The sequence below is a fragment of the Vibrio sp. J502 genome (assembly GCF_025397955.1).
GTDB classification, from domain to species: Bacteria; Pseudomonadota; Gammaproteobacteria; order Enterobacterales; family Vibrionaceae; genus Vibrio; species Vibrio anguillarum.
Map to the genome: position 1 here is coordinate 2302364 of NZ_CP104554.1, position 26990 is coordinate 2329353.

27 protein-coding genes, 1 tRNA gene and 1 pseudogene are annotated in these 26990 nt (G+C 44.7%); 7 read left to right on the forward strand and 22 right to left on the reverse strand.

Features of this window, described 5'->3' with window-relative positions:
- Positions 1–101 precede the first annotated feature (101 nt).
- The 11 genes from rpoS to folB all read right to left on the reverse strand — a co-directional run bounded on the left by rpoS (position 102) and on the right by folB (position 8029).
- Complete coding sequence (gene rpoS / locus N5E84_RS10565; RefSeq protein WP_017047531.1) at positions 102–1103, reverse strand: RNA polymerase sigma factor RpoS; 1002 nt, start codon at positions 1101–1103, stop codon at positions 102–104.
- 72 nt (positions 1104–1175) lie between these two features.
- Positions 1176–2108: a murein hydrolase activator NlpD gene (nlpD, locus tag N5E84_RS10570; protein ID WP_041769244.1), complete on the reverse strand. Its 933-nt coding sequence runs from the start codon at positions 2106–2108 to the stop codon at positions 1176–1178.
- A 5-nt stretch (positions 2109–2113) separates the two neighbouring features.
- A complete protein-coding gene (locus N5E84_RS10575) occupies positions 2114–2740 on the reverse strand; it encodes a protein-L-isoaspartate(D-aspartate) O-methyltransferase (RefSeq protein ID WP_013857716.1) in 627 nt (208 codons plus the stop codon).
- Positions 2740–3486, reverse strand: coding sequence for a 5'/3'-nucleotidase SurE (surE, locus tag N5E84_RS10580; RefSeq protein WP_010320454.1), 747 nt, complete (start codon positions 3484–3486; stop codon positions 2740–2742). The genes N5E84_RS10575 and surE overlap by 1 nt, the downstream gene beginning before the upstream one ends.
- Positions 3487–3498: 12 nt before the next feature.
- Complete coding sequence (truD, locus tag N5E84_RS10585) at positions 3499–4596, reverse strand: tRNA pseudouridine(13) synthase TruD (protein WP_019281913.1); 1098 nt, start codon at positions 4594–4596, stop codon at positions 3499–3501.
- Positions 4597–4750: 154 nt separating this feature from the next.
- Positions 4751–5236 carry a 2-C-methyl-D-erythritol 2,4-cyclodiphosphate synthase gene (ispF, locus tag N5E84_RS10590; RefSeq protein WP_013857718.1) on the reverse strand — a complete coding sequence of 162 codons (486 nt, stop codon included), beginning with the start codon at positions 5234–5236 and terminating at the stop codon, positions 4751–4753.
- Complete coding sequence (gene ispD / locus N5E84_RS10595) at positions 5229–5960, reverse strand: 2-C-methyl-D-erythritol 4-phosphate cytidylyltransferase (RefSeq protein WP_010320457.1); 732 nt, start codon at positions 5958–5960, stop codon at positions 5229–5231. The genes ispF and ispD overlap by 8 nt, the downstream gene beginning before the upstream one ends.
- Positions 5961–6242: a cell division protein FtsB gene (ftsB, locus tag N5E84_RS10600; protein WP_026027578.1), complete on the reverse strand. Its 282-nt coding sequence runs from the start codon at positions 6240–6242 to the stop codon at positions 5961–5963.
- A 129-nt stretch (positions 6243–6371) separates the two neighbouring features.
- The gene (locus N5E84_RS10605) at positions 6372–7175 is read right to left on the reverse strand and encodes an undecaprenyl-diphosphate phosphatase (RefSeq protein WP_017046711.1); all 804 of its coding nucleotides are present in this window, start codon (positions 7173–7175) and stop codon (positions 6372–6374) included.
- A 12-nt stretch (positions 7176–7187) separates the two neighbouring features.
- A complete protein-coding gene (gene folK / locus N5E84_RS10610; RefSeq protein ID WP_019281914.1) occupies positions 7188–7679 on the reverse strand; it encodes a 2-amino-4-hydroxy-6-hydroxymethyldihydropteridine diphosphokinase in 492 nt (163 codons plus the stop codon).
- Complete coding sequence (gene folB / locus N5E84_RS10615) at positions 7676–8029, reverse strand: bifunctional dihydroneopterin aldolase/7,8-dihydroneopterin epimerase (RefSeq protein ID WP_013857722.1); 354 nt, start codon at positions 8027–8029, stop codon at positions 7676–7678. Before folB ends, folK begins: the two co-directional genes overlap by 4 nt.
- A 187-nt stretch (positions 8030–8216) precedes the next feature.
- Between folB and plsY the strand changes: the two genes are divergently transcribed.
- On the forward strand, positions 8217–8819 hold the full coding sequence (gene plsY / locus N5E84_RS10620) for a glycerol-3-phosphate 1-O-acyltransferase PlsY (RefSeq protein WP_017047525.1): 603 nt from the start codon (positions 8217–8219) through the stop codon (positions 8817–8819).
- Between the two features lie 111 nt (positions 8820–8930).
- Here the strand turns inward: plsY and N5E84_RS10625 are convergent, their stop codons facing one another.
- Positions 8931–9779 (reverse strand): alpha/beta fold hydrolase, encoded by an 849-nt coding sequence (locus N5E84_RS10625; RefSeq protein ID WP_013857724.1) that lies wholly within the window; start codon positions 9777–9779, stop codon positions 8931–8933.
- 135 nt (positions 9780–9914) lie between these two features.
- The gene (gene tsaD, locus N5E84_RS10630; protein WP_017046706.1) at positions 9915–10931 is read right to left on the reverse strand and encodes a tRNA (adenosine(37)-N6)-threonylcarbamoyltransferase complex transferase subunit TsaD; all 1017 of its coding nucleotides are present in this window, start codon (positions 10929–10931) and stop codon (positions 9915–9917) included.
- A 240-nt stretch (positions 10932–11171) separates the two neighbouring features.
- On the opposite strand from tsaD, the gene rpsU reads away from it, so the two are divergent.
- The 5 genes from rpsU (at position 11172) to N5E84_RS10655 (ending at position 15872) form a co-directional block, all read left to right on the forward strand.
- Complete coding sequence (gene rpsU, locus N5E84_RS10635) at positions 11172–11387, forward strand: 30S ribosomal protein S21 (protein WP_004396009.1); 216 nt, start codon at positions 11172–11174, stop codon at positions 11385–11387.
- 29 nt (positions 11388–11416) lie between these two features.
- Positions 11417–11860 (forward strand): GatB/YqeY domain-containing protein, encoded by a 444-nt coding sequence (locus N5E84_RS10640; protein ID WP_010318215.1) that lies wholly within the window; start codon positions 11417–11419, stop codon positions 11858–11860.
- Between the two features lie 95 nt (positions 11861–11955).
- Positions 11956–13698 (forward strand): DNA primase, encoded by a 1743-nt coding sequence (gene dnaG / locus N5E84_RS10645; RefSeq protein WP_013857726.1) that lies wholly within the window; start codon positions 11956–11958, stop codon positions 13696–13698.
- 98 nt (positions 13699–13796) lie between these two features.
- Positions 13797–15653: an RNA polymerase sigma factor RpoD gene (rpoD, locus tag N5E84_RS10650; protein ID WP_013857727.1), complete on the forward strand. Its 1857-nt coding sequence runs from the start codon at positions 13797–13799 to the stop codon at positions 15651–15653.
- Positions 15654–15796: 143 nt separating this feature from the next.
- Positions 15797–15872: transfer RNA gene (locus N5E84_RS10655), tRNA-Ile, on the forward strand.
- Between the two features lie 263 nt (positions 15873–16135).
- Here the strand turns inward: N5E84_RS10655 and N5E84_RS10660 are convergent.
- The 9 genes and pseudogenes from N5E84_RS10660 to N5E84_RS10700 form a co-directional block, all read right to left on the reverse strand.
- On the reverse strand, positions 16136–16432 hold the full coding sequence (locus N5E84_RS10660; RefSeq protein ID WP_019281915.1) for a Dabb family protein: 297 nt from the start codon (positions 16430–16432) through the stop codon (positions 16136–16138).
- Between the two features lie 144 nt (positions 16433–16576).
- Entirely contained in the window at positions 16577–16861 is a 285-nt protein-coding gene (locus tag N5E84_RS10665) for a type VI secretion system PAAR protein (protein ID WP_010318209.1), read from the reverse strand.
- Between the two features lie 177 nt (positions 16862–17038).
- On the reverse strand, positions 17039–17767 hold the full coding sequence (locus N5E84_RS10670) for a hypothetical protein (protein WP_069212162.1): 729 nt from the start codon (positions 17765–17767) through the stop codon (positions 17039–17041).
- A pseudogene (locus N5E84_RS10675) lies at positions 17768–17959 on the reverse strand (hypothetical protein); the annotation flags it as partial.
- 195 nt (positions 17960–18154) lie between these two features.
- A complete protein-coding gene (locus N5E84_RS10680; RefSeq protein WP_232513669.1) occupies positions 18155–19060 on the reverse strand; it encodes a hypothetical protein in 906 nt (301 codons plus the stop codon).
- Positions 19061–19097: 37 nt separating this feature from the next.
- A complete protein-coding gene (locus tag N5E84_RS10685) occupies positions 19098–22634 on the reverse strand; it encodes a toxin VasX (protein WP_019281917.1) in 3537 nt (1178 codons plus the stop codon).
- Positions 22624–23436: a DUF4123 domain-containing protein gene (locus N5E84_RS10690; protein WP_017046701.1), complete on the reverse strand. Its 813-nt coding sequence runs from the start codon at positions 23434–23436 to the stop codon at positions 22624–22626. Before N5E84_RS10690 ends, N5E84_RS10685 begins: the two co-directional genes overlap by 11 nt.
- The gene (locus N5E84_RS10695) at positions 23433–25538 is read right to left on the reverse strand and encodes a type VI secretion system Vgr family protein (RefSeq protein ID WP_019281918.1); all 2106 of its coding nucleotides are present in this window, start codon (positions 25536–25538) and stop codon (positions 23433–23435) included. The genes N5E84_RS10690 and N5E84_RS10695 overlap by 4 nt, the downstream gene beginning before the upstream one ends.
- 139 nt (positions 25539–25677) lie before the next feature.
- Positions 25678–26196 (reverse strand): Hcp family type VI secretion system effector, encoded by a 519-nt coding sequence (locus N5E84_RS10700; protein ID WP_013857791.1) that lies wholly within the window; start codon positions 26194–26196, stop codon positions 25678–25680.
- 303 nt (positions 26197–26499) lie between these two features.
- Between N5E84_RS10700 and arfB the strand changes: the two genes are divergently transcribed.
- Entirely contained in the window at positions 26500–26913 is a 414-nt protein-coding gene (arfB, locus tag N5E84_RS10705) for an alternative ribosome rescue aminoacyl-tRNA hydrolase ArfB (protein WP_017043428.1), read from the forward strand.
- The last annotated feature ends 77 nt before the right edge of the window (positions 26914–26990 follow it).

Genomic DNA, 26990 nt, shown 5'->3' on the forward strand with positions numbered 1-26990 from the left:
ATTTTAAGTCGGTGCCTTTTGTGCTTTTATGCAATAGTTTTATAAATCAACGGTTTTATAAATCAATGGTTCTATGAATCAAGGTCTTGTTGAACCAACCTTTAGTCGTATTCAACATTAAACAGCGCTTCCATGTTCAAGCCTTGTTTAACCAAGATCTCTCTCAAACGACGTAGGCCTTCCACTTGAATTTGACGAACTCGTTCACGGGTTAAGTTAATTTCGCGGCCTACCTCTTCTAAGGTGGACGGTTCATAACCTAATAGCCCAAAACGGCGTGCAAGTACCTCTTTTTGTTTTGGGTTTAGTTCATCTAACCAATTCAGTAGTGATTCACGGATATCATCATCTTGCGTAGAAATTTCAGGATCAGAGTTGTTCGCATCTGGGATGATATCGAGTAGTGCTTTATCACCATCGCCGCCAATCGGTGTATCAACAGAACTGATACGCTCGTTCAGACGCAGCATTTTACTGACATCTTCTACTGGCTTATCCAGTTGGAACGCAATTTCTTCTGCGGTAGGTTCATGATCTAACTTCTGCGATAGCTCGCGAGCCGTGCGAAGGTAGATATTCAACTCTTTAACGACGTGAATTGGCAAACGGATAGTGCGCGTTTGGTTCATTAATGCACGTTCAATGGTTTGACGGATCCACCAAGTAGCATAGGTTGAGAATCTAAAGCCACGTTCTGGATCAAATTTTTCTACCGCACGAATCAAGCCTAAATTACCCTCTTCAATTAGATCGAGTAAAGCTAAGCCACGATTACCATAACGGCGAGAAATTTTAACGACCAAACGTAAGTTACTTTCGATCATGCGTTTACGAGCAGCTTCATCGCCTCTCAGTGAACGACGAGCATAAAGTACTTCTTCTTGAGCTGTTAATAATGGAGAAAAACCAATCTCGCTAAGATACATCTGTGTTGCATCTAAGCTTTTTGTTGACGCATCAAATCCTTCTTTGGCATCTTCGATTTGAACATCGTCATCGCTTTGGCTTTTAGTGGTGGTGAGTTCTTCATCAACCTCAATCGAATCCATGATCTCTTGGTCTTCAAACTCTTCGACTTTCGTTACTGCATTGCTGATACTCATAGCGCCTCCCCCTGGCGAGCTAGCAAGACATTACTACTTTCTAATGTCGCTACATGACTCTTTCAAGTATGTTTACGGTAAGTAGCGTTTTGGATTCACCGACTTACCTTGATAACGAATTTCAAAGTGTAAACGAACACTGCTGGTTCCTGAGCTGCCCATGGTTGCTATTTTTTGGCCAGCTTTAACACTTTGTCCTTCTTTTACCAGTAACCGATCGTTATGAGCATAAGCACTGAGGTAGTTATCATTATGTTTAACAATCACAAGATTGCCATAACCTCTTAATGCATTTCCCGAATAGACAACGGTTCCTGCAGCAGTTGATAAAATGGATTGACCACGCTGTCCTGCGATATCGATCCCTTTATTTCCTTGATCGCCTGCTGAAAAGTTTTTAATTATTCTCCCTTGTGTCGGCCATAACCATTTTGAAACTTTATCATCTTTTGGTTTAGCAAAGGTTACATTAGCATTAACATTTTGCTTACCTTTTGAATCAACATACTCTTTTGATTTCGATTGTTCAACTACCTTAGGAGGATCTTTTTTTGCGACTTTGGTCGAAGAACTTGCGGCATTAGATCCACTATTTTGATTAGAGTTTTTACTCACTCCGTCTACAACCATTGGGGGGGAAACTAAGCCAGCCATTGTGCTCGAAGGGGTTGCAGCCACAATGACTTCTGTTACACCATTACCACCGTAAGCAGGAGGCGTGTAATTGGGGATCCATAATTTGAGTTTTTGACCAGGATGAATGGTGTAAGGTTTTTTTAAATTATTGAAACGGATCAAGTCGTTTACATTTTTATCTGTGACATAAGATATAAAATAGAGCGTATCGCCTTTTTGCACTTCGTAAAAACTGCCGCGATAACTACCACGAGGAATGGCATTATAGTCTTTATTGAGCCCAGAAACGGGTGCAGGAGTATGAGCAGCACATCCGATAAGGACGCTACTAATTAGCACCATTATTACTCTGTTTCTTAGGTTACTCATCATCACTAAGCTAAATCACCGGCAACTAAAGGAACAAAACGCACCATCTCAATGGTGTTAGAAATAAAATCATCGCCTTGGCGAACTATTTTCAATAACTGTTGCTCACTACTGCCGACAGGGATCACTAAACGGCCACCTTCCGCAAGCTGATCAAGCAGCGCATTTGGGACAAATTCGGCCGCCGCCGTAACAATGATCGCATCAAAAGGAGCTTTAGCATCCCAGCCCAACCAGCCATCACCATGCTTAGTGGAGACGTTATAAATATCAAGTTGCTTTAAACGACGCTTCGCGTCCCACTGTAATGACTTGATCCGTTCAATCGAATACACGTGCTCAACCAACTGGGCAAGCACAGCGGTTTGATAACCCGATCCTGTGCCAATTTCTAAGACCTTACTCTGCGGCTCAAGTTCTAAAAGCTGCGTCATTTTTGCCACAATGTAAGGTTGTGAAATCGTTTGTCCTTGGCCTATCGGCAAGGCATTGTTGTCATAGGCTTGATGCATCATCGCCTGAGAAACAAAGCTTTCTCTTGGCAAACAATGAATGGCATCCAAAACGGTTTGATCTTGGATACCATTCGCGATCAGAAATTCAATTAATCTGTCGGCATGTGGATTGGCCATTACCCTTTTTCCTTCAACCAGTTATCCATACTTGGCAGTGACTCATGAGCCGTGAGATCAACCTGCAACGGCGTCAAGGAGACATAGCCATGCTCAATCGCATAGAAATCAGTCCCTTGCCCTGCATCTTGCTCTTTACCCGGAGGACCTAACCAATAAATATCATGCCCACGAGGATCTTTCTGCTTAATCATACTTTCTGCGTGATGGCGAGCACCTAAACGCGTCACTTGAATACCCGCTAACTCCTCAAATGGACGATCTGGTACGTTCACATTCAATAATCGATTGGTTGGGATCGGGGCATTGAGATGCTGTTCGACCAACTGGCGCGCTATCTGCGCTGCCGTAGTAAAATTAGCCGTCCCGACCAGTGAAAACGCGATCGCTTGCACCCCAAGAAAGTGCCCTTCCATCGCCGCCGCAACCGTGCCCGAATAGAGCACGTCATCGCCCAAATTCGCACCATGATTGATGCCTGTCAGCACCAAATCAGGCAGATCATCTTTGAGCAGTTCATTGAGTGCAAAATGCACACAATCGGTTGGTGTGCCTTGCACTGAATAGGTATTGGGTGCAATGAGATCCACACGAAGCGGCTGCTCTAATGTCAGCGAATTGGAGGCTCCTGACCGATTACGATCCGGCGCGACAATCACGATCTCGGCGAGATCCGCCAGCGCGCGTGCTAGGGTATTTAAACCTTGCGCGTATACACCATCATCATTGCTTAATAAAATCTTCATCGAGTTTTTTCCTTAGAACTCGCGTTCAACCGCTATCTCTTCAACCAATTCGCGAATGACTGAGGTAGCAAAACTTCCTGCATCTAAATCAAAACGTAACGTCACATTGTCTTGTTCAACTGTCCAAGAAAGATTCTGCGGCTTAAGCATCAGCGCCCGGCGCTCATGACGCATACGATTACTGCGGATCAGTGCCATCAAGTCAGGTTCAGCATCAAGGTGAACTTGTTCTAAATCTAAAGCCTCGCCTTGCGTCGGTAGTGCGTTATCGCCCGCCAAAGCAGCACTTATTTGCACTTCATTCAATGCCAGTTTGTTATTGAGATCGGTAAGATTCGCCAAGGTGACTAAGGTCGTTTTCTCTCCCTCAAGTGCGATATCTCCTTCGATAAGTTGATGTAACTTATCTTGCTCGATACGGGCAGAGACAATTTGGTTGAAAATCCACGAACGGGCCGCCGAGAGATACAAACTGCGCTGATTTTGGTTACGTGAACGCACGTTCTCTTTTCCCCAGCGACGCGCTTCACTGAGGTTATTGCCGTGATTGCCAAAACGTTGGCTACCAAAATAATTAGGCACACCGTGAGTGGCAATGTGCTCTAATCGCGTCACTACTTCGGCGGTGTCGGTGACTTCAGAAAGCGTGATTTCAAAATGATTGCCAACTAAATCACCGGGGCGCAACTTTTTATTGTGACGCGTAATTTCCAGAATTTCGATGCTCGGATATTGAGCCAAAAACTCTGTAAAATCTGGCGTCTCACCTTTTGGTAAATGTACACTGAGCCACTGCTGCGTAACCGCATGACGATCTTTCAGACCAGCCCAACTCACATCTTTTGATTTCACACCGCATGCTTTGGCCAATTCATTGACCACAAAACTGGTATTCTCACCAGTTTTACGAATATGAACCATTAAATGTTCGCCACTTCCTGACAGTTCGAATCCTAAGTCTTCAATCACTTTAAAGTGCTCTGGCTTGGCTTTTATTTTGGCTTTAGCGGCTGGTTTACCACAAAGGTAAGCCAATGAAGATAATATATCTGACATGTTTTCATCCGTCGCTGACGCGAGTTGGCGGTAATAATAAAAACAGCGACGCATGAGCCGCTATTGCGCGTTACTGAGCGTGCCATTCGTTGGCGGTAGTCCATCAATAACGTGTTTTTACATAGAAGGAGAGGTAAGTGAATTACCATTACCTCTTCAATTTGGGTCGTTTTATTGAGGCGATATTATGCTTTGATCAACCGTGCATTTAATCTGTAGTACATTTGATCAATAAGACAACCGCTTCGCAAGCAATACCTTCTTTGCGCCCAGTGAAACCAAGGCGCTCGGTTGTGGTTGCTTTGACGTTAATATTATCTAGCGTCGTTTCAAGATCTTGCGCAATAGCAGCGCACATCGCTTCAATATACGGCGCCATCTTCGGCGCTTGCGCGATAATGGTGACGTCGGCATTTCCTAAACGGTAGCCTTGCGCTTTCACACGGCGATAGACATCTTTCAATAATTCACGGCTATCTGCCCCTTTCCATTTATCATCGGTATCGGGGAAATGGCGGCCAATATCACCTGCGGCAATCGCGCCAAGCAGCGCATCACTTAAAGCATGCAAGGCGACATCACCATCGGAATGAGCAATTAAGCCTTGCTCATAAGGAACGGCAATTCCCCCAATGATGACTGGGCCTTCACCGCCAAATTTATGAACATCAAAACCGTGGCCAATTCTAATCATGGTTATTTCCTATTGCGGCTAGTGAGGAAGTACGACCTAAATAAAACTCAGCTAAAGCGAGATCTTCGGGTTGCGTAATTTTGAGATTATCCGCTCGCCCAGCGACCAACGCTGGATGTAACCCTTGCCACTCCATTGCGGATGCTTCATCGGTGATGATGACTTGCTGATCTAACGCGTCCGACAAAGCCTCAAAAAGCGGCTTGGCTCTAAACATCTGGGGGGTGAGTGCATGCCATAATGCGACGCGATCAACGGTATGATCAATGTTGTTTTCGCCATCAGCACGCTTCATTGTGTCTCGAACAGGTGCAGCTAAAATCGCACCTACTGGATGCTCTTTAGCCGTCGTAATCAATCGGTCAATATCTGCAAAAGTAAGACAAGGCCGCGCTGCATCATGCACGAGAACCCATTCACCTAGGGAATTAGCTAAAACATATTGCAGCGCCGAGAGCACCGAGTCGGCTCGCTCTTGACCACCGCTGACACGAATAACATTGGGGTTAGTGGCTAATGGCAGAGCAAAATAGTAAGGATCATCGTCACTGACGGCGACAACAACGCGATCAATATTAGGGTGCGCGAGCAGCGTCGCTATTGTGTGTTCGAGAACGGTTTTGTTGTGTATGGTTAAATACTGTTTCGGACGATCCGCTTGCATTCGGCTGCCAACACCAGCAGCCGGTACAATCGCGGTAAGAGAAAGCGTACTGTGCGGCATTTATTGACTATCCTCACCGACCAATCGATAGAAAGTTTCACCTTCTTTTATCATTCCTAATTCATGACGCGCTCGCTCTTCAATCGCGTCCAATCCTTGTCGTAAATCATCAATTTCGACGAACATTTCCGAATTTCGTAGCGTTAGGTTTTCGTTTACTTGTTGCTGCACGTCAATTTCATCGACAATGGTTCGATAATCAGCAATGCCATTTTTACCGAGCCACAAATCGTACTGTAATAAACCGAATAATAACGCCAATGTCACCGCAAAAAGTCGCATCACATCTATAACCATTCAAAACGTTCACTATGAAAGAGAACGTAAACGATAAACAAAGCGTGCTGTTTAAAAAAAGTGACGCTCTAACACAGCACGAAAATGATGGCTATTTATACCACAAGCCTTTATTTAACTCATCATTAGGAACGCAAATAAGCCGCCACCCAGAATTAAACGGTAAATGACAAACGGAGTCATACCCATTTTAGAAATCAGTTTTAAGAAGAAATGGATACAAATATAAGCACTGATAAAGGAGGTCAGGATACCCGTCATTAAGAAACCAAAATGCACAGGTTCGCCACTGGTCACCAGCTTTAACCCTAAATAGCCACCCGCCAAAACAATGATAGGAATCGACATCAAGAAAGAAAAACGCGCGGCCGCTTCACGAGTAAAACCAAGATACAACGCCGCAGTGATGGTCGCTCCTGAGCGAGAGGTACCGGGGATAACCGCAACCGCTTGTGCCAAACCAATCATCAGCGATTTTTTCCAATCGGCTTGGTATTCATCATCCGCTAATGGAGCGTTTTTATCGACATACCACAGTAATAGACCAAAAATAATAGTGGTGGTTGCTATCACCCAAGCACTGCGTAGGTAGAGTTCAACAATATCTTTCATAAAAAAGCCGAAAATACAGGCAGGAATGGTTGCTAGTACGATCATCCATGCCAGTTTCGATTCTTTACTGCGCTCGCCTTTAAAAATCGAGGCAAAAAAAGCGCGCAGTAAAGTCACGACTTCTTTCCTAAAATAGATAACCACGGCAGCTAATGTGCCGACATGCACCGCCACATCAAAGGCAAGACCTTGATCTTCCCAGCCTAAAATGGCTGAAGGCAAAATTAAATGGGCGGAGCTGGAGATAGGTAAAAATTCGGTTAAGCCTTGAATCAAAGCCAAAAAAAACGCTTCTAAATAACTCATTACTGACTCTTATTAATTAATGTCGAACCAAAGTTTGACAGGGGTGAGCGATTCTAAGTTGATCGCCTGTTGCCATATTTGACGCACACTACGACCATCATTGGGAACGATTCGTTCCGGTGACAAATCGTAAAGTGGTTGTATGACAAATGGATATTTAAAGATATCACTGCGTGGCAGTTCAGGATCTTGCGCTGAAATGTCTTCACCAAACAAGATGATATCGAGATCTAAGGTGCGATCTTGAAATTTTTTCGCCTGCGGGTCGCGCCCCCATCGAGATTCAATCGCTCGAAGTTGCGCCACGAAATCACTCAACGAAAGCCTTGTTTCCAGCACAACGACTAAATTATAAAAGGCCGCACTATTGAACCCAACCGATGCACATTCGTAAATGGTCGAGATCTGTAGATGATTTCCGATGGTCGACAATTCCTCGATGGCCACTTCGATATGTTTGCGTCTTTCAATATTAGAACCGACGCCAACATAGACCGTAGTCATGCATCGCCTCGCTCAATAATAACGCCAACACTGGATGCCTGTGCTACCGCGCCGGGCTTTGCTAAGCGAATTTTAACCCAAGGAACGGAAAAACGCTGCATCAGAAGCTCTGCTACTTCTTCTGCAACACGCTCTACCAATAAAAAGCGACCATTTTCAATATGTGCGATCACCGCTTGACTCACTTGTGCGTAGTCTAATGCATCGCTCACATCATCACTTTTACCTGCGGGTTGATTGTCGTGCGCCATTTCGATGTCGAGCACCAACTTCTGCTTAATCTCTTGTTCCCAATCATACACGCCAATGGTCGTAATTACCGTCAGCTGTTCAATAAAGACTTTGTCCATTTTTGCGTCTCTTCCTCTAGAGGTCGGATACCCTAATTACGTAAAAAATCGTACTATTTTGCCTAATCGCGATATCATATACCCAAACTGAGTCGAGATGCGAAATCCAAAACATTTTTTTACTTTTCATCATGGTTAACAATGGCTTGTGAACTTGCTTTAGGGCATTTCCACTGCAGAGGTACTTATGACACCACTCGCACTGATAATGATCATTTCTGCCTATTTACTGGGTTCGATCTCAAGTGCGGTGTTGATCTGCCGTTTATTACGCCTGCCCGATCCTCGCAATATGGGCTCAAATAACCCCGGTGCAACTAACGTATTACGCATTGGTGGAAAAAAAGCCGCCATCGCGGTACTGCTGTGTGACATGCTCAAAGGTACTATTCCAGTATGGGGCAGCTACTATTTGGGGATTGACCCCATTCTATTGGGCCTAGTCGCCATCGCCGCTTGCCTTGGCCATATGTATCCTATTTTCTTTCATTTTAAAGGCGGAAAAGGTGTTGCAACAGCACTGGGAGCAATCGCACCGATCGGTTTAGATCTCACCGCACTTATCATATTGACTTGGGTCAGCGTTGCATTTTTATTTCGCTATTCATCCTTAGCGGCTTTGGTTACCGTGCTGCTCGCTCCGTTCTACACTTGGTTGATCAAACCGCAATATACCTTACCGGTAGCAATGCTGTGCTGCCTTATCGTGTTTCGTCATCACCAAAATATTAAACGGTTATTGGCTGGCACAGAGCCGAAAGTGGGTGAGAAAAAAACGCTTGGTTCTTGAGCTAGCTTGGATGATGGATAAACCCGCTTGCAAATAACGTCAATGACGAATAAGTAAAAGGCCTCTTACGAAGCCTTTTTTGATTAAGCATGACCCGCTAATAAGGGAAGACTAGCTAAGCGCTTTTTTCAAGAAACGGGTCAACATAGCGGTAACGTATTCAGGTTGCTCTAAGTTACTGATATGTCCAGCATTAGCAATAACCTCTAACTCACTGCCGTGAATGGCATCATTCATTAAGTAAGCCTCAAGAGGCGGACGAGGCATATCTTCAGCGCCAGCTGCAATCAACACTGGCAACCTCAATTGCTCCACCTCTTCAATCATGTCACGACGACCGAAGATCATTTTCCCCAACCGAGCCACTTCCACCGCTTGTTGACCAGTAAGCGCCGATAAATGTTGCTTGAATCCAGCCACTAATGCCGGAGATTTCTGCTCGCCATCTTTTGCAAAAAACATCGGTACAACTGCATCAACAATCGGTGATGGCACTTGCTGCATCGCCGCAATCGCATCGAGCATGGCAAAATATTTTGCATGGCTGACTTCAGGCTCTAGACCAACAAAGGTATCCATCATCACTAATGATTTCACGCGCGCAGGCGCAAGAACGGCTAACTCAGCCCCCCACATTCCACCTACAGAAAGACCAATGATAGAAAACTGCTCAATCGATAAGTGGTCCATCAAAGCCAAAATATGCTGAGCATAATCTTTTAGTGTGTTCATGGATGACGGTGCGAAATCTGACTGACCATGCGCCCATAAATCAGGCACGATACAGCGGTAGTGTTGACTCAACGCTTCCACCTGAGGTGCCCACATTGCGCTATCCCACAGATAGCTGTGACCGAAAACAAGCACTTCACCTTGTCCTTGATCCAAATAACGCATCTGGCAATCATCAATAACAAATGTCTTCATTGTGAATCCAATATTAGTAAAGTAGGTTGGCATTGTAGCATTGATATGAGCGATAACAGCTCAGAGCAGAATGTAAGCAATGGCTAATTAAAATCAATACAGAACGCCACAGAAACGGAAGTACCAAAGAACAAAACGGCCTCTAAAAAGAGACCGTTGCGACACCCGCTAAATAATGGGTTTAAGTTGATCAATCGGCCAGCGAGGTGTTGCCTGCACCGCTAAATCGACTGTTTCACCATTTTTTAAACGCTGCATACCCGCATAAGCAATCATTGCACCGTTGTCGGTACAAAACTCAGTACGTGGGTAATACACTTCGCCACCAATTTTTTTCGCCAGTGCGCCAAGCTCTGCGCGTAACTGCTTATTGGCACTCACGCCACCGGCAATAACAATACGTTTCATGCCAGTTTGCTCAAGGGCTCGCTTGCACTTAATCACTAAAGTGCCACACACCGCCTCTTGAAAGGCATACGCAATATCCGCTCGAGTCTGATCATCATTCTCATTAGCTGCAATCGTATTGGCTGTAAATGTTTTTAAACCAGAGAAACTCATGTCTAACCCTGGTCGATCCGTCATCGGACGCGGAAACTTAAAACGCCCTGGCGTTCCTTTTTCAGCCAAACGAGCCAACAATGGCCCCCCGGGATAATCAAGCCCCATCAGCTTCGCGGTTTTATCAAACGCCTCACCGGCCGCGTCATCAATAGACTCTCCGAGGATCTTATATTCACCAATCCCTTTCACCTCTACCATCATGGAATGACCACCGGAAACCAGTACGGCCACAAACGGAAACGGAGGCGGATTATCTTCAAGCATCGGAGCTAAAAGGTGCCCTTCCATATGGTGAACAGGCACCGCTGGCACATTCCACGCATAAGCCAAACTACGGCCAATCGTCGCGCCAACAAGCAGCGCACCCACTAAACCAGGACCTGCGGTGTAAGCCACGCCATCAATATCCGCTGGCGTCAAATTCGCTTCAGCCATCGCTGCTTTTATCAGTGGAATGGTCTTTTTAACATGGTCTCTAGAAGCAAGCTCCGGCACCACACCGCCGTAATCGGCGTGCAGTTTTACTTGGCTGTACAATTGATGAGAAAGTAAGCCTTTCTCTTCGTCATAAATGGCGATGCCAGTCTCGTCACACGAGGTTTCAATACCAATAATGCGCATAATTTTCTCAGCACGCTTTCATCAACAATTGGAAATGGCCGCCATGTTACCCCGCCTTGGCTCCGTAAACAAATTTTGTACAGACTATAATCGACAAAGTGCTTTACAAAGCTATTGCGATCGGATTAAAATTCCGCACCATTTTTGATCAAGCTGATAACCGAGCAAACAGACAAGAAATCTTGTGGTTTAAGCCTCAAAATATCAGCGTTAACGAATAACCCCTGAGGTGAAAGGCATATGCCAATAGTTAAAGTACGTGAAAACGAACCGTTCGATGTTGCATTACGTCGTTTCAAGCGCTCTTGCGAAAAAGCAGGTATCCTTTCTGAAGTGCGTCGTCGTGAGCACTATGAAAAACCAACTACCGTTCGCAAACGCGCTAAAGCAGCAGCTCAAAAGCGTCACGCTAAGAAGCTAGCTCGCGAAAACGCACGTCGCGTTCGCCTGTACTAATAACCTTTTTCCATTAAGGAACGAGAGTTATGGCTCTAATTGATATCCTCAAAGAAGAGCAAAAATTGGCGATGAAAGCCAAGGATAAAGTACGCCTTGGCACTATTCGTTTAGCCTTATCCGCGATCAAACAACGAGAAGTCGACGAGCAGATCACTCTGAACGACGACGATATTCTTGCTGTGATGGTAAAAATGGTTAAACAGCGTCGCGACTCTGTCGCTCAATATGAAGCTGCCAATCGTCAAGATCTCGCAGATGCAGAGCAAGCAGAAATCACTATCCTTGAGGCATTTATGCCTCAGCCGTTGAGCGATGATGAAGTGAGCGCATTAATTGATGATGCGATCACCCAGTCCGCTGCTGCTGGCATGCAAGACATGGGGAAAGTGATGGCTGTCTTGAAACCGCAAATTCAAGGGCGTGCAGATATGGGTAAAGTCAGCGGATTAGTTCGAACTAAACTCGCTTAAATGCCCGCATCAAATTGCATCAAGCCGTGCTATCCTCTGGAGCGCACGGCTTGTTTGTATCTAATCATTCGTTTTAATCTTTTCTTTTAGGTTTTATGGCAGGACACATCCCTCGCAGTTTTATTGATGATCTCCTTGCTCGACTTGATATTGTCGACATCATAGACGCACGTGTGAAACTTAAGAAAAAAGGTAAGAACTACGGTGCTTGCTGCCCATTTCATAATGAAAAAACGCCCTCATTTAGTGTAAGCCAAGAAAAACAGTTCTATCACTGCTTTGGTTGTGGCGTGCATGGCAACGCCATCGACTTCATGATGGAATATGAACGCCTTGAATTCGTCGAGGCCATCGAAGAATTGGCTTCTTTTGTGGGGCTAGAAGTTCCCCGAGAGCAACGCTCTAGTGGCCATTTCTCATCAGCCCCTAAAGCCAATAGTGAAGAAAAACGCACCCTTTATGACTTAATGGGCAGCATTGCGCAGTTTTACCGCAACCAACTCAAAGTTCCGGGTAATCGTCATGCCATCGAGTACCTAAAAGATCGCGGTCTTTCTGGCGAAATCGTGCAGAAATTTGGTATTGGCTATATCGCTGACGAATGGGATTTAGTGCGCAAAAACTTCGGTCAGCAACAAGAAAGCCAAGAGATGCTCGTCACTGGCGGCATGTTGATCGAAAATGACAAAGGCAACCGCTACGATCGTTTTCGTGGACGTATTATGTTTCCCATTCGCGACCGCCGCGGACGAGTGATCGGCTTTGGTGGACGCGTTACGGGTGATGGAACGCCAAAATACCTGAACTCCCCAGAAACCCCCATTTTCCATAAAGGTAAAGAGCTGTATGGCCTATACGATGTCATGCAAGCCTATCGTGAACCCCCGCAAATATTAGTTGTTGAAGGTTATATGGATGTGGTGGCTCTGGCGCAATATGGAGTGGACTACTCGGTTGCTTCGCTAGGAACCTCAACTACTGGCGATCACCTGCAACTGCTTTTTCGCCAAACCAATACGGTGGTCTGTTGCTATGATGGTGACCGAGCAGGACGAGAAGCGGCGTGGCGCGCACTGGAAAATGCGTTGAGTTATCTCAAAAGTGGCAATATTCTTAAATTTCTGTTTTTACCTGATGGTGAAGACCCAGATAGCTACATCAGAACCCATGGAAAAGCGGCCTTTGAACAGTTAGTGCAAGATGCTGAACCCTTATCCAAATACCTATTTACCAACCTACTGTCACAAGTTGATGTCGGTAATAACGAAGGGAAAGCAGCGCTTGAGGCGCTGGCATTACCACTGATTAATAAAGTGCCAGACACATCTCTACAAGCGCAATTGCTCAAAATATTAGGGCAAAAAACTGGGATTTATAAAAAGCCATCACTGCCAGAATCAGACAAACACCGCTCACAGCCACACAAAGAGCTCAAACGCACACCGATGCGTGAAGTGATCGCTTTGCTTATTCAAAATCCAAGCTATGCTGAAATGGTGCCTGATATTTCCAGCGTTCAATCCTTGCCCATACCCGGTTTAAGTTTATTAATTGAGGTACTTGAGAATTGTCAAGCGTACCCCAATATTACTACAGGCCAATTGCTTGAACACTGGCGCGGTAATAAAAACGAGACCCTTCTGTCTCGCCTCGCAAGTTGGGAAATTCCACTTGTTGAAGACAACCAAGAAGAACTATTTTTAGATTCATTGGACAAAATATTGGCTCAATGCATCGAAAAGCAAATTGAAAACCTGCAGGCAAAAGAAAGAAGCGTCGGTTTATCAGCCGAAGAGAGACGGGAGCTTCAAGACTTAATGAAAGACTTGAAAGCGTAACCCAGTTTAAATAGTCAGCAATGAATAAATTTGTTAGTATATGTGGTTTGCATTTCGCATACTAATTCCTTCACCAGATATGAAGTTGGATACCGTCTATGGATCAAAATCCGCAGTCACAGCTAAAACTACTTGTCATTAAAGGCAAAGAGCAAGGCTATCTGACCTACGCCGAAGTAAATGACCACCTACCAGCAGAAATCGTAGATTCCGAGCAGGTAGAAGATATCATTCAGATGATCAATGACATGGGCATTAAGGTGGTAGAAACTGCCCCTGATGCCGATGATCTTGCTCTAAATGATGACAACGCAATCACCGATGAGGATGCTGCCGAAGCTGCAGCCGCTGCATTATCCAGTGTAGAAAGCGAAATTGGTCGTACTACCGACCCTGTGCGCATGTATATGCGCGAAATGGGTACCGTAGAACTGCTGACTCGCGAAGGTGAAATTGATATCGCTAAGCGTATTGAAGATGGTATTAACCAAGTTCAACGCGCAGTGGCTGAATATCCAGGCACCATTCCATACATCTTAGAGCAATTTGACAAAGTTCTTGCTGAAGAACTTCGTTTAACAGACCTGATCTCAGGTTTTGTTGATCCTGACTCAGATGCAACGAACGCCCCAACAGCGACCCATATCGGTTCAGAGCTTGCTAGCGCTGACCTTGCTGATGAAGACGATCTTGATGATGACGACGATGACGACAGCGAAGATACTGACTCTGAAGAAGATGCAGGAATCGACCCTGAGCTTGCGCTAGAAAAATTCACCGAACTACGCAACAAGTATCAAAATCTTCAACTCGCGAAAAATGAGCATGGCTATGACAGTAATAAAGCCGCCCAAGCCACCGAGTTGATGTTGGATATTTTCCGTGAATTCCGACTCACGCCAAAGCAATTTGACTACCTAGTCAACAAGCTTCGCACCTCTATGGATCGTGTTCGTACTCAAGAACGTCTGATCATGAGAGCTGCGGTCGAATACGGTAAAATGCCTAAGAAATCATTCATTGCCTTATTCACTGGCAATGAATCAAGCGATGCATGGTTAGATGAAGTACTCGCTTCAGAAAAGCCTTATGCAGAAAAAATCAGACAACAAGAAGAAGACATTCGTCGTTCAATTCATAAATTGAAAATGATCGAAGAAGAAACGTCTTTGAATGTGCAGAACATTAAAGACATCAGCCGTCGCATGTCTATCGGTGAAGCGAAAGCTCGTCGAGCGAAAAAAGAGATGGTTGAAGCAAACTTGCGTCTGGTTATTTCTATCGCGAAGAAATACACCAACCGTGGCCTGCAGTTCTTGGATCTTATCCAAGAAGGTAATATCGGCCTGATGAAAGCGGTAGATAAGTTTGAATACCGCCGTGGTTATAAGTTCTCAACTTACGCCACTTGGTGGATTCGCCAAGCTATCACACGTTCAATTGCAGACCAAGCACGTACTATTCGTATTCCAGTACACATGATCGAAACGATCAACAAACTGAATCGAATCTCACGTCAGATGCTACAAGAGATGGGCCGCGAGCCTCTGCCAGAAGAATTGGCAGAACGCATGCAAATGCCAGAAGATAAAATTCGTAAAGTACTGAAAATTGCTAAAGAGCCAATCTCTATGGAGACACCTATCGGTGACGACGAAGATTCGCATCTTGGTGACTTTATCGAGGATACAACCCTTGAACTACCACTTGATTCTGCTACGGCCACCAGCCTAAGAGCAGCGACTCGTGACGTTCTTGCTGGCCTAACTCCTCGCGAAGCGAAAGTACTGCGTATGCGTTTCGGTATTGACATGAATACCGACCACACGCTAGAAGAAGTTGGTAAGCAGTTTGACGTAACGCGTGAGCGTATCCGCCAAATTGAAGCGAAAGCACTGCGTAAACTGCGTCACCCAAGCCGCTCTGAAACATTGCGCAGCTTCCTAGACGAGTAATCGCAACCTATCCAATCTAAAAGGTGAGCACAAGCTCACCTTTTTTGTATCTCATAGTTTAAGTGGATAAAAACTAAGCGCATTTACCCTATTTTGCGGGTAGACACTCATAACTCCATCCCCTATAATCACACACCTAATTTGGCCCCTTAGCTCAGTGGTTAGAGCAGTCGACTCATAATCGATTGGTCCCCAGTTCAAGTCTGGGAGGGGCCACCACTTTCTCTCCGATAACATCCGTCAAAACCTACAAAGCCAATTAAATCAATACGTACCAAATTATTCAGCATTCATAGTCTCTTGTGACATCAATGATTTAATGTACCATCGAATGTACCAGCGGCTAAATATCGACTGTTCTGGTGGTACATCATGGCGAAAAGAATAGCCCCTTAGCTAACACTCAAGCTAAACAAGCTAAAGAATCTAGAGTCCATCCTACCCAACATAGGGTAAGCGCCTCTAGGATTATTGGCTTGTGACTAAATCGAATAATCGAAAACGATGATCTCTTCGAGCAAAGGACGAAAGACATCCTTTAGCACGTTATGCTCTGGATGAGGTAGGTAATTTTGGCGCCCTTGCTCATCGCTAAATGTCATTAAAACGCTGTGAGTATAACCTTGGTTTTTGCCTTCTGGGCTGTCGTTCACGCCCCACTCAACGGCAGCGACCCCCTCGATTTTCTCTGGCATGGCTTCAAACAGCGACTTGAGCTGTTGAATGTCGGCAGGCTGAGCTTGTGGTTTGAATTTGATCAATAAGATATGGCGGATCATTGTTCGCTCCGTTTCTGGCCGTAGAATTTCTTTTCATAAAGAGGGATAACGCTGGCTCACTTTTGCTAAAGCTGCTGCGCTTAAAATAATAAAGCGGCAATCAAGATTTGAAGCGCCGCTTTACACCTTAAATGGGTTACAACCTTAACCAATATTGACCGATGAGCCACCAATAATTACGCCACCGCAGTCAACAGCATCGCCGACTCGCGCGGCGGGCTTGCCATCAATCATAACGCTACCCGAGCCGCCTTTAATTGCACGTGGGTGGCTTGGGTTTTTCGGTTTATCATGAGGCTCTAGCGGGTCGCCCTGCCTTGCCACTGCTTTGCCATCAATTTTTACCGTCGGTGACCCAGCGGTGATCGGCGTCGGAGGAAAACCATCATGATCGGATCCGATATCTCCTACTAATGCACCATTTGCCATTGATTTGCTCCTTATCAGATTCGTTGATTAAGCTTGTTGCGATGTTGTTTACCCTAAGGGCTTAGGATTTTATCGGCTAGTGATACACCATCAATACCGCTAAACAGCCAAAAGTGAGCTGTACGCCGGAGACACAATTAGAGTACCAAAGTGCCGCTGGTGTGAAAAACCTTTAAGCTATTCCTCTTTTAATTCTTGATTAAAGATAGGATGCTTGTACTGATCGTTAACTCGCTGTAACGGAAGATAGTCGACATTATTATGAACACTCTTCACGAGCTCAATAAAACGTGTTTTTTCATCAAAGGAACTAAAAAAAAGTGTTCTACTAAATCGAGGATGTCTTCTGCTTTCGGAATTCAATTTCACCATCTTTTCTTTGATCGGGTCAAAAACAATCAATTGGTCAGCAAAGTAAACCTCTTTCTGATGTACGGTGGGATGGAAGTTGGTCAAACCAAAGGCCAGCAGGGCAAAACCGCCTGCACCAACAAACGCTAACGGGCCAACAACGGCTAAGGCTAGCAAACAGACCGCAATCCCCACCCAAGCAAAACCACGTACAAAAGTGTAGGCCGCATCCGGAATCACTTCTTGGTCGGTATAATGAACCCCCGCTTGCGTTAGACTATAGCAATAGCGGTGGTCGGGCATAAAAAGATACCTCACCGCGGCCATGCCCGCTGCGCCAAAGCTGATAAAGCCCCAAAACTCTATACTGTTAAAAGCAATATCCCCGAACACAAGAAATAGTGAGGGAAGCAAAAAACCAACACCGATCGCGGTAACCCAACGTGATAAATAACTCTCATTCATATCACCTGTCGTACACTCCCACTGATACAGAACCTCACTATTGTGTAATTGTTCCTTTAATCGCTCTAACTCATCTTTATCTATTAACATTTAGCCCTTTCCTACAACGAGATTTCTTGTGGCAATATCATTCGCCTCTGCAGATTGTAAATCCAATTCCCCCGCGCGAGTTCCGCGGGCGCAAAATTTGAGACTCTGCTCCTTGACCCAATGCAGTGGTAGTGAAACGCAAACTCCAACGGTATCCTTCTCACTGCCACCCAGTGCAATACGATACACGGCTTACCCTCTGTCCATGATCCATATGCCCCGTTGTTGATTGTTAACCTGCGATCGCTTAAATAACAAAAGCTCCGCAATACGGCGCTGGGGATCGTCCATACTAAACAAAACTATACAAACGATAAGCAATAAACCTCGTTTAGATAAGGCAGTATCCATCACTAAGATGATGAAAAAACATTCAATACTGGGCCACTATCTGGCTGATTTTTTTTGCTGCTCTGCGATGTGTTTCAGGGTTTGCTGATATTCTTCATCACTCATATCACGCCAGTATCGCGGATTGCGTCCAGTCTGCTTATCATAGGCGGCAGTGGTTGGGTCTCTTTCACGTGCAGGCTCAAGCACTAAAATATCGGGCATGGGTTGGCTGATATCCATGTAACGTTGGATCATATTCCACAACCGATAATACTCTACCACCCTCTCATTACTGCCAATTAGATTACCGATAGGCACCCCAACGGAATAATCATGGTATCGATGCACCAACATCAGGTTGTAATTTAAGTGCCCTTGTGGGCTAGGGGCGGACATCAGCACACAATCAAACTCAATAAACGGATGGCTAAAACGCTCTTTATTGCCTTTTTTAAACAACGTGACCATGCCAGTTTGGCGATTGAGGCTATACACTCGTTTACTTTTTAAAAAGGGAGCCAGAAAAAGATGCCCAGCACTAACCAACTTAAAATGACCATAAATAAGTAAAAAAGGAAATGTTATATATAGGGTTAATCCATAAAAGGTTTCAGAACGAGCAGACCATCCACCACTTCCAAATATTAAGCCGATAAAAATCAAAAAATATGCAAGCGGCAAGACCAAAATTAAAGAAACTTTTACCATCCCAACGATAATAAAATAAAACTGTGACCAACCAGACAATGCCTCACTATTTAAATCTTTTTCATCCCAAAATAAATTATCTTGATTATAGCTTTGCATAGCGGACGGCTTAGTCTCTCTTGCTAGAGCCAATGAAATAGTTTCATTGGCTTTAGTAAAAGGAAATACCTGTCCTTTGGTTAAGACACGCCGTAAAAAACCTTGCGCCTCTTTAGGCGGCTGGAGGGTTAATTGTTCTGAGTTATAAGCCATTATCATTCCTAATGTTTTTGATGACCGATGCTACGCTTTACGCCAATACGGTATTTTGCGCCCAATCTTGATCACTGTTGTTATCTAAAGCAAACGTTGGAACCATATTCACGATACGAGAATCATCACGCTCTTCTAATGCTAATGTCGGAAAGCTGGCCTGCTCAACATGCAGCTTAGTTCTGAGCACAAAAACAGGCTGATAGCGATACTGATAAGAACGCATCATTAGTAGGCTAAAATCGGTACTGTATTCGGGGACGATTAAATCATATTTCACAAAATAGGCAGTACCTTCATTACGCTGCTCTTGATGGATAACCGTAACATTGTGCGGGCTTAGGTTGATCAGCTCACTACTTTCCCTTGAGCCCGTTCGGCTACTTGTTATGGTCTTTTTTTCAATCGCTTGTCGAGCATAAAACTCAACCGTGACCGATTGAGCATTGAGTAACGCCGCTAAATTGGTGTTGACATGGATAACATGGGTAGCACCTAATACTTGCATCTGCTGAGTAAACACCTCGGGGAATTCGGTTTGTGCGCCTAAGCGGTACGCTTTAACCGATAGATTGAAAATCAACCCAATAAACCGCTCAAACGCCGTCGTCGGGTCTTGCAAATGTGCGTAAGTCGCCGAGGGTGACTGACCAAACGGGCCATTTTTCAGCCACGCCTCCATTGGGGTATCCTTCCAAAACATGTAGAGCGCGAAACCTGCAACAGACAACCCAATCCCTAGCCATGCCACCGGTCCCATACCAAATAACACTGGAGCACTGGTGGTAAAAAAGCCCGTTGCAACCGTGGTGGTTAACGTTCCTATCGCCACCATACCCATCGCAACGCTGGCATCAAGATCATTTTCTTGCCAACGGCGCATCGCATCCCAACCAGCAATACCCGCAGTTAAAAAACCAGCAACAAGAGTTGTAAGCCCTAAAAAGCTCACTTTTTTTACTAGTTGAACTGCCCCATCTTGAAAAGTAAACCGATCAACCCATGCCTTAGGCATAACAACCGCGGCATTATGTGAAGCTGTCGCCAAACGAGAGGCATTTTGTGTATACAGATTTGAGGCATGAGTGAGCGCAATAGTAAGATCCAGGGCTGCACTTAGCGCGTTAGCAAGTGAATATGAATAGTTCGAATCTACACCTATAAATGTATTTATTAAATGCTGCTGATTATTTCTCAGGTTAATCAATTCCACTACCGCAATAAAGTAAGGAATTCTGAATTTTTCATAAGCATTACTGACGTTGAGATCCGTACGATTCATATCGCGTAACGCTCTTTGCGTATTCGCTTGATTGAGGGCCGCTGCCATGCGGCTTTCTTGAGAGACAACCACCACTTTAAGTGGTGATTTAGCCCCGACTGAACCTCGACTTTCTGAAATCAGATCGCTAGAGCTAAAAGCATTTTTATTGGTTGATGCCACCAATTTACCCGAACGATCATACAAACGACCAAAGGCTGACTTCTTCTTCGAGTCAACAAACTCACGATCAGCAGCGCTTAACCCATAGCTCAAACCATGACCGTGTACACCAACGACAATACCTTTCAACTCTGAACCACTGACGGGTACATAAGTGATATCCCCCAACATTTTGGCATTAGTGGCTTTCAACAAACCAAGTACTGGGGCATAAGCGGCGTTAAATTGGATCACTTTCGCTTCACTGGTGAGATCTTGGCTTAGGTTCAGTAAGGTATCAAAGTGCCCCTTTAAAATATCATTCATGATACTGGCAATACGCCGTTCAAGGTTAAAAGCCTTTTCCTGGTTGCTATTGGAAGGCGACATAAAAGCCAGATCCATCACTTGTAACTGCTCATCTTGAATGAGCATCTCCTCTTTCGACCACAAAGCTAACGATTCAAGCGTTGCAAATCCAGATCCCGAGTTAAATGGCAGTGGTGCGCTATAGCTAGCTTGCTCCAAATTTATCATACCTTCTTCTGGAAATAATATTCGGTGCAAAGGATGGTTATCTTTTGGAGAGAGGATTTGTCTAGCGGTTTCTAAATAAGGTGAACGAACGTCACTTTCAGGGTTTGACATTTGATCCAATTTATCAATATTCACGCTCAGAGCGCTCAGCGCATAGCCAACAATCACATGCGCAGCCGATGCGTTAATATCGTTCATTGAACTGATATCACGCAGCACTTGAGCCAATCTCTTCTGGTTCACCTGCAATTGGAGTTTCTCTTGCAATACCTTTACATCTTGGCAACAAAACTGTCGTTCAGTGGTACGTAATGTTCTATGGAAAACGCCTCCATAGTAATTGTCTATATCATTACGATATTGATAGTAAGGATTTTCTTGTTGTCCGAACTTGGCTGGAACCACCAATTTTTGCACTAGCTCTGCAGTGCGATAGTACTTTTGTTGACTCATATCGATATAGACTTGCTGTAAATACCCAACAGCAGATTGAGTAAGAAAAGCGTGATGTCTTAAATCAAAAAGAGGATCGTCCAATACAATTGCTCTCAGATGACGCTTTTTCGCATCTTCTAAAAAATCTTTCGAGTCACCAATAGTCCACAACTTAGCTTGATTTGGATCTGAGTTGATAATCTCAATCAGTGCGGCTTGCTTAATAGCATATTCATATCGATGAGGTTGAGCATATTTAAAAACCTGTACCGCCTTATCACCGTCTTCATTCGCGGATAAGATTTCCTCTTTGATGGTTTGGTAAGTGCGTGTTACCCACTCCCCAGAGAGATCACGGTTGAGATTACTTGGCTCAGCAAGAAATAACTCCAACTCCGGCGCTCTTATTCGCATTGGCGGCAGTAAGCTAGCTTTCAATACATCGACATTGCTATCCACATTCAACTGATGAAATGCAACAGCTCGTTGAACTAACTCGTTTTGATTCGCCTCAAGATAATTAAGATATTGTGCACTCCACTGAACTTCTGAAAAGGCAAGATGGATCCGTGCCCCCTTGTTATTCTCTTTAGCCGGTATCCAAATCTCTTTTAGTGCCACACCAGTTGCGATTCGATCTTCATCTTTAAACGGTTTATCTCTACCAGTACGATATTGGTAAAGATTGACATCTTTAAGAGAGTAATCACCGCTATCTTCTGGGCTAATTTGAATTTCACGCCATACTTTATGGTTGTAAAAGATATAAATAAAACCGGCTCGAACAGGAGCAATTCTCTCTTTATAAGTTAACGATGATTGATAAGTAGGTAAAAGCGTTAAAGGTAAAACTGCATGTACCAAATAATCTTGCTCGTCTTTCTTTCTTGGTATGTCTGCCACATTTTGAAAAAGCGGTAATTTGATTGGTTCATCTTCCGCTTCAATTTTCAGCCAAACATTTCGATTGGCACTCTCATCACACCAATCCCAACTGTATACCGTACTTTCATCAAGTTCAGGATCAATACTCTTTTTCGCTTCTAGAGCAGCCTGCTGTGACATATCAGTTAAGTCATAAAACTCAAAGTCTTGTTCAGAGCCATGTTGTATACCCGTTACTTCAATGAAAAACTTTTTACCATCACAGCTCGGACTTGAAGCAAACTTAGCAGACATATGCATTCTCCCTAGACATTAAGTATTCTATGTGTTCGACGATATTTTCTGATGTTTGATGCGATTTCGAATGAAAATTAAGATCATTGAGGGCAACATCATAGCGCTGTATTAAATGGCGTAATCGAGAAGAAATTTGAGGATCTGTTATCTGGTGTTGTGAGCAGAATAAATGAACCATTTTCTGTTTCTGCCAATTCAACTCTTTAATATTGTTTTCTGTAGCCCACTGCACGATCTCATTTTCATGATATTTATCATTGAGAGCATTTTCCTGAGATTCTGTAAGAAGCCAAAGATTTGAAGCAAGCTCCCCCCCCTCACTAACGACAACGACTTTGCTCCATTTAGCTAAATCACTGTATGTTTGACGATAAAAATAAAGGCTGCTGAAACATCCCAACCATTTGCCAGTATCGATCGTATCTGAACGCTCAAAAAAATAACTTGCCACTGAAGGACAATAATAATGAAACAGCCCTCTTCGATTACCTGAGAATTGAATATGTAATCGATTCCTTAGTTGAGCTAAGGCAACATCAAAAGAGACATTAAGTGGTGCAGAAAAATACAGTGTATGTTCTTTAGGTAAGATGTTTGTCATTGGATCTTGCTCATACAATGCAATCAACAAAGGGCTACGATTTAGTAATGACTCAACTGACGTCGATAAATATAACGGCTCAACCAAATGCCCAGAGATCCTCTCATAAACTTCAGCATGCATATTATGGTAATCATTGACTAGAGCAAACCAGTTCACTGCAACGTCATTACAGTGGCTATCGAGAACTAACATCATTTATTGTTTCCACAAGGGCAGTCACTTAACGGACAGCTTCCATCAGAACGCTTTTGACAAACCTGAGTGATTGGCATCTCCGTTTTGATATCGGCTATCACTTGTTGAATTAAACTCGCTGTTGGCAAGCTTAAGACCAGCTCATCCGGCGCACTTGGCGCTGCCAACCCCATAGGCAACGCCGCTACAACACCGCCATAACCCGATCCGCTGCCTGCGCTGCCGCCGGAGTTAAGGTTGATCGCAGGCCCGACTAGGTGCACGCCGCCGCCATCCACTTTGATAAAACTGCCCGCAGCTTTGATGGTGATCTCATTACCCGCGTCTAACACCAACTTATTGCCTGCTTTAAGGTGCACTTCATTACCTGAGTCAAAAACCGTTTTTTCACCGATTTTTTGGTGCAGTGAACCACCCACATCAAGGCTACGATCTAACGCTATTTTCTGACGGCTTTCGCCCTCGACCGTTAGGTGTTGGTTATTTTTAATGTGGCTGAACTGGTCGTTATCCACTGTCAGGTGTTTATCGTGTTTGATGTGTGTGGTGGCATCATTAAGCACTAGCGCTTCATAGTCTTTTTGCGCATGCAGGTAGATTTTCTCTTGCCCTGCTTGGTCTTCAAAACTAAGCTCATTAAAGCCTTCACCTTGATGCGTTTCACTGCGCAGTACGGTTTTGGTTTTGTTATCTGGCAGTGTGTAGGGCGCTTTATTGGTGGCGTGATAAGCGCGGCCCGTGACGATGGGTTGATCCGGATCGCCATTTAAAAAGTCGACAATCACTTCATGGCCAATTCTTGGGATAGCCATCATGCCATATTGGCTGCCAGCCCAACCTTGCGACACCCTCACCCAACATGAACCGTGTTCATCGCCGTTAGAATATCTGTCCCATGGGAAATGCAGTTTAACGCGGCCATACTCATCGCAGAAGATCTCTTCGCCATCGGGGCCAACCACATGGGCGATGCATGGGCCATCCACTTGCGGCTTCGTGTGTGGTGTTGCGCGCCACGTTACATCGGCCGGGATCAAGGTAAATTGGTTACTGTAGGTCGTTGCACCACTACCGCCAGATTCTTCTAATGCTTGCGGCTGCCGGCCTTGATGGTTTACTTGCACCACAACCCAATCTCGGTTCGCGCTGTCGTCTAAATGCTCGACCAAATCAAACAGGGTTCCGGCTTGCAAACGCGCTTCATTGCTTTGGCCTTGTGCGGTACGCGCCTGCCTTCTTAAGTACTCTAAACGAATTTGGTTAAACGCTTTGCCGCTCTCATCGTCCTTAAATCGACCCGGGAAATCAAAATGTTCATAGTGGGTCTGCTGGTAATCCATCGCGGTGCCGAGTGCACTTTGCTTAAAACCGTAAGTCGGTTTTTTAAAGCTGTAATCCGCCAATTGGCTTTCCGCCACTTGCGATTGCGTATGACTGATTAAGTTGGAAATGTAAGGCGTATCAGCGATACCACCGGACAGCACATTGTAAGGGATCGGCGTATCGAGCTTCGTTAAGCTTTGACTGTCGTCACTGAAAATGAGGGTATGTTTACCTTCTTCATGCAGGAGGTGATAGACCAAGCCCTCTTCGGCGGCTAAGCGGTGTAAAAAGTGGATATCGGTTTCACGGTACTGTACGCAGAATTCGCGCTGAAGACATTCTCGTTTAAGTGCGAAGGCATAGTCGTCAATGCCCATCTCTTGCAGCACAATAGAAAGAACTTCAGGTACAGTTTTAAGCTGGAAGATGCGGCTATTTTGGCGCAGCGACAAGCGTTCTAATGCCGGTACTAAAGTGAGTGAGTAAAAGGTGTGATGATGACCAATGTCGCCTTTACTAAACTGGCGCACGATGCCATGCACGCGCTGCACCACCCCGCCATTACGAAAAACCGTTAGCTGAGCCGTTTTGTCGACGACATCGATTGCACTCAAAATAGATTGACGGCTTGCGAGCTCAATGTGGTAACGAAACCCATAACAAGGCTCGCCATTGGCCAGCGCACTCTCCGATAAGGATTCTTGTCCTTGGTATTCTCGCACCACAAATGCATCGTCGGCGAGCCCGTCAACCTTTAACGTAAAATTCAGCGTGGCCATCTTCCATCCTCTTTACACTAGAAACAGCAAAGCCTTAAGCAAGTCACACTCATTGAATGCACTTTGCTTAAGGCTAAAAAAGGTGGCTGGCCGGATTGGCTTTGCTTACGCAACATCAGCCAGCCACCCAAATCAAAGCTTACGCTTCTACTGGTTTTCGCCAGTCATCTGAACCTGAAGTACCCGCGTTCACGTGATCCCACAGGATTTTACGGTAAGACATAGAAACCGTAACGTTTTGCGTGAAGTCGCCATTCGCAGGATCTTGGCAGTGTGGCATTTCGCAGTGAATATCGACGATAGACGCGCTTTCAAGTTTAGTGGTGAAGAAGTTCTCTTGTTTACCTTCGATAGACGTGCGGTACCATTTTAGCTCAACCGATTTCATCTTCTCGCCAGACGCCAACGCGTTATAAAGAAGAGGAACCGCTTTATTTAGCGCAACGGTGAATTTGAATGGTTTGTGAACACGTTGACCAGAAGGCTGACCTGATTGTGGGTCAGTCGGTACTGTCACAACGTGGTCAAACATTTGAACCAACATTTGATCTTCATGACCTTCAACGAAAGCATCGCCGATAGAGTCAGTAGAAAGAGCGCCTGCAGTGATGAGACCCTGAGTTTCGCCTTCGATAGAGATATAACATGGAGTTGGCATGACTTAATCCTTATTCAGTAAGAAAAAGCGATGGAAATTGCATCGCGTTATGTAATGTTTCTTAAAGCAAAGGGAATGCCAAAACAAAAACAGTTAAATTTCAAACAATTAAATTATAAGCTTTCATTTTCGAGCAAGAACTTGCTCGTCCGGGTAGAAACTTGCTCGTATCAAGCAAGTTTTCGCTGCGATTTCGCAATACGTCACTCTGTATCGCTTTTCTTAATCTAGCCACAATCTGCGGTAGATAACCTTAGCCACCTCAACTAGAATGCGGATTGAACACATTTTTACTTTGGTTGTATGCTCAAACTATCCAACACTATTGAACTGGCAGACTGGGAAATCGAACTTACTGCGATTCGTGCAGCCGGAAATGGCGGGCAAAACGTCAATAAAGTCTCCAGTGCGATCCACTTACGTTTTGACATCAGACGCTCAACGTTACCGGACATCTACAAACAAAAATTACTCGAAAGACCAGATTCCAGAATGACCAAAGAGGGCGTTATTGTCCTCAAAGCGCAATCTCACCGCACCCAAGAGCTGAATAAAGAAGATGCACTCAAGCGTCTCAAAGAGATTATTCTTTCTGCGATGGTGATAGAAAAACCGCGCCGGGCAACCAAACCGACAAAAAGTTCTCAACGTCGGCGAGTTGACGAGAAAAAACGGATAGCGGCCAATAAATCATTGCGCGGTAAAGTCTCTTTTTAAATGAATGGATTGGCAGCAAGGCAAAACAAAGAAGAAAAGAAATAAGCAACCTCGCGCTAAAAACAGCAACGGGAGCA

What these genes read in the sequence shown, in the direction of transcription:
- rpoS (WP_017047531.1), bottom strand. Translation starts at nt 1,103, where the DNA reads ATGAGTATCAGCAATGCAGTAACGAAAGTCGAAGAGTTTGAAGACCAA.
- nlpD (WP_041769244.1), bottom strand. Translation starts at nt 2,108, where the DNA reads ATGAGTAACCTAAGAAACAGAGTAATAATGGTGCTAATTAGTAGCGTC.
- N5E84_RS10575 (WP_013857716.1), bottom strand. Translation starts at nt 2,740, where the DNA reads ATGGCCAATCCACATGCCGACAGATTAATTGAATTTCTGATCGCGAAT.
- surE (WP_010320454.1), bottom strand. Translation starts at nt 3,486, where the DNA reads ATGAAGATTTTATTAAGCAATGATGATGGTGTATACGCGCAAGGTTTA.
- truD (WP_019281913.1), bottom strand. Translation starts at nt 4,596, where the DNA reads ATGCGTCGCTGTTTTTATTATTACCGCCAACTCGCGTCAGCGACGGAT.
- ispF (WP_013857718.1), bottom strand. Translation starts at nt 5,236, where the DNA reads ATGATTAGAATTGGCCACGGTTTTGATGTTCATAAATTTGGCGGTGAA.
- ispD (WP_010320457.1), bottom strand. Translation starts at nt 5,960, where the DNA reads ATGCCGCACAGTACGCTTTCTCTTACCGCGATTGTACCGGCTGCTGGT.
- ftsB (WP_026027578.1), bottom strand. Translation starts at nt 6,242, where the DNA reads ATGCGACTTTTTGCGGTGACATTGGCGTTATTATTCGGTTTATTACAG.
- N5E84_RS10605 (WP_017046711.1), bottom strand. Translation starts at nt 7,175, where the DNA reads ATGAGTTATTTAGAAGCGTTTTTTTTGGCTTTGATTCAAGGCTTAACC.
- folK (WP_019281914.1), bottom strand. Translation starts at nt 7,679, where the DNA reads ATGACTACGGTCTATGTTGGCGTCGGTTCTAATATTGAAAGACGCAAA.
- folB (WP_013857722.1), bottom strand. Translation starts at nt 8,029, where the DNA reads ATGGACAAAGTCTTTATTGAACAGCTGACGGTAATTACGACCATTGGC.
- plsY (WP_017047525.1), top strand. Translation starts at nt 8,217, where the DNA reads ATGACACCACTCGCACTGATAATGATCATTTCTGCCTATTTACTGGGT.
- N5E84_RS10625 (WP_013857724.1), bottom strand. Translation starts at nt 9,779, where the DNA reads ATGCCAACCTACTTTACTAATATTGGATTCACAATGAAGACATTTGTT.
- tsaD (WP_017046706.1), bottom strand. Translation starts at nt 10,931, where the DNA reads ATGCGCATTATTGGTATTGAAACCTCGTGTGACGAGACTGGCATCGCC.
- rpsU (WP_004396009.1), top strand. Translation starts at nt 11,172, where the DNA reads ATGCCAATAGTTAAAGTACGTGAAAACGAACCGTTCGATGTTGCATTA.
- N5E84_RS10640 (WP_010318215.1), top strand. Translation starts at nt 11,417, where the DNA reads ATGGCTCTAATTGATATCCTCAAAGAAGAGCAAAAATTGGCGATGAAA.
- dnaG (WP_013857726.1), top strand. Translation starts at nt 11,956, where the DNA reads ATGGCAGGACACATCCCTCGCAGTTTTATTGATGATCTCCTTGCTCGA.
- rpoD (WP_013857727.1), top strand. Translation starts at nt 13,797, where the DNA reads ATGGATCAAAATCCGCAGTCACAGCTAAAACTACTTGTCATTAAAGGC.
- N5E84_RS10660 (WP_019281915.1), bottom strand. Translation starts at nt 16,432, where the DNA reads ATGATCCGCCATATCTTATTGATCAAATTCAAACCACAAGCTCAGCCT.
- N5E84_RS10665 (WP_010318209.1), bottom strand. Translation starts at nt 16,861, where the DNA reads ATGGCAAATGGTGCATTAGTAGGAGATATCGGATCCGATCATGATGGT.
- N5E84_RS10670 (WP_069212162.1), bottom strand. Translation starts at nt 17,767, where the DNA reads ATGTTAATAGATAAAGATGAGTTAGAGCGATTAAAGGAACAATTACAC.
- N5E84_RS10680 (WP_232513669.1), bottom strand. Translation starts at nt 19,060, where the DNA reads ATGGCTTATAACTCAGAACAATTAACCCTCCAGCCGCCTAAAGAGGCG.
- N5E84_RS10685 (WP_019281917.1), bottom strand. Translation starts at nt 22,634, where the DNA reads ATGTCTGCTAAGTTTGCTTCAAGTCCGAGCTGTGATGGTAAAAAGTTT.
- N5E84_RS10690 (WP_017046701.1), bottom strand. Translation starts at nt 23,436, where the DNA reads ATGATGTTAGTTCTCGATAGCCACTGTAATGACGTTGCAGTGAACTGG.
- N5E84_RS10695 (WP_019281918.1), bottom strand. Translation starts at nt 25,538, where the DNA reads ATGGCCACGCTGAATTTTACGTTAAAGGTTGACGGGCTCGCCGACGAT.
- N5E84_RS10700 (WP_013857791.1), bottom strand. Translation starts at nt 26,196, where the DNA reads ATGCCAACTCCATGTTATATCTCTATCGAAGGCGAAACTCAGGGTCTC.
- arfB (WP_017043428.1), top strand. Translation starts at nt 26,500, where the DNA reads ATGCTCAAACTATCCAACACTATTGAACTGGCAGACTGGGAAATCGAA.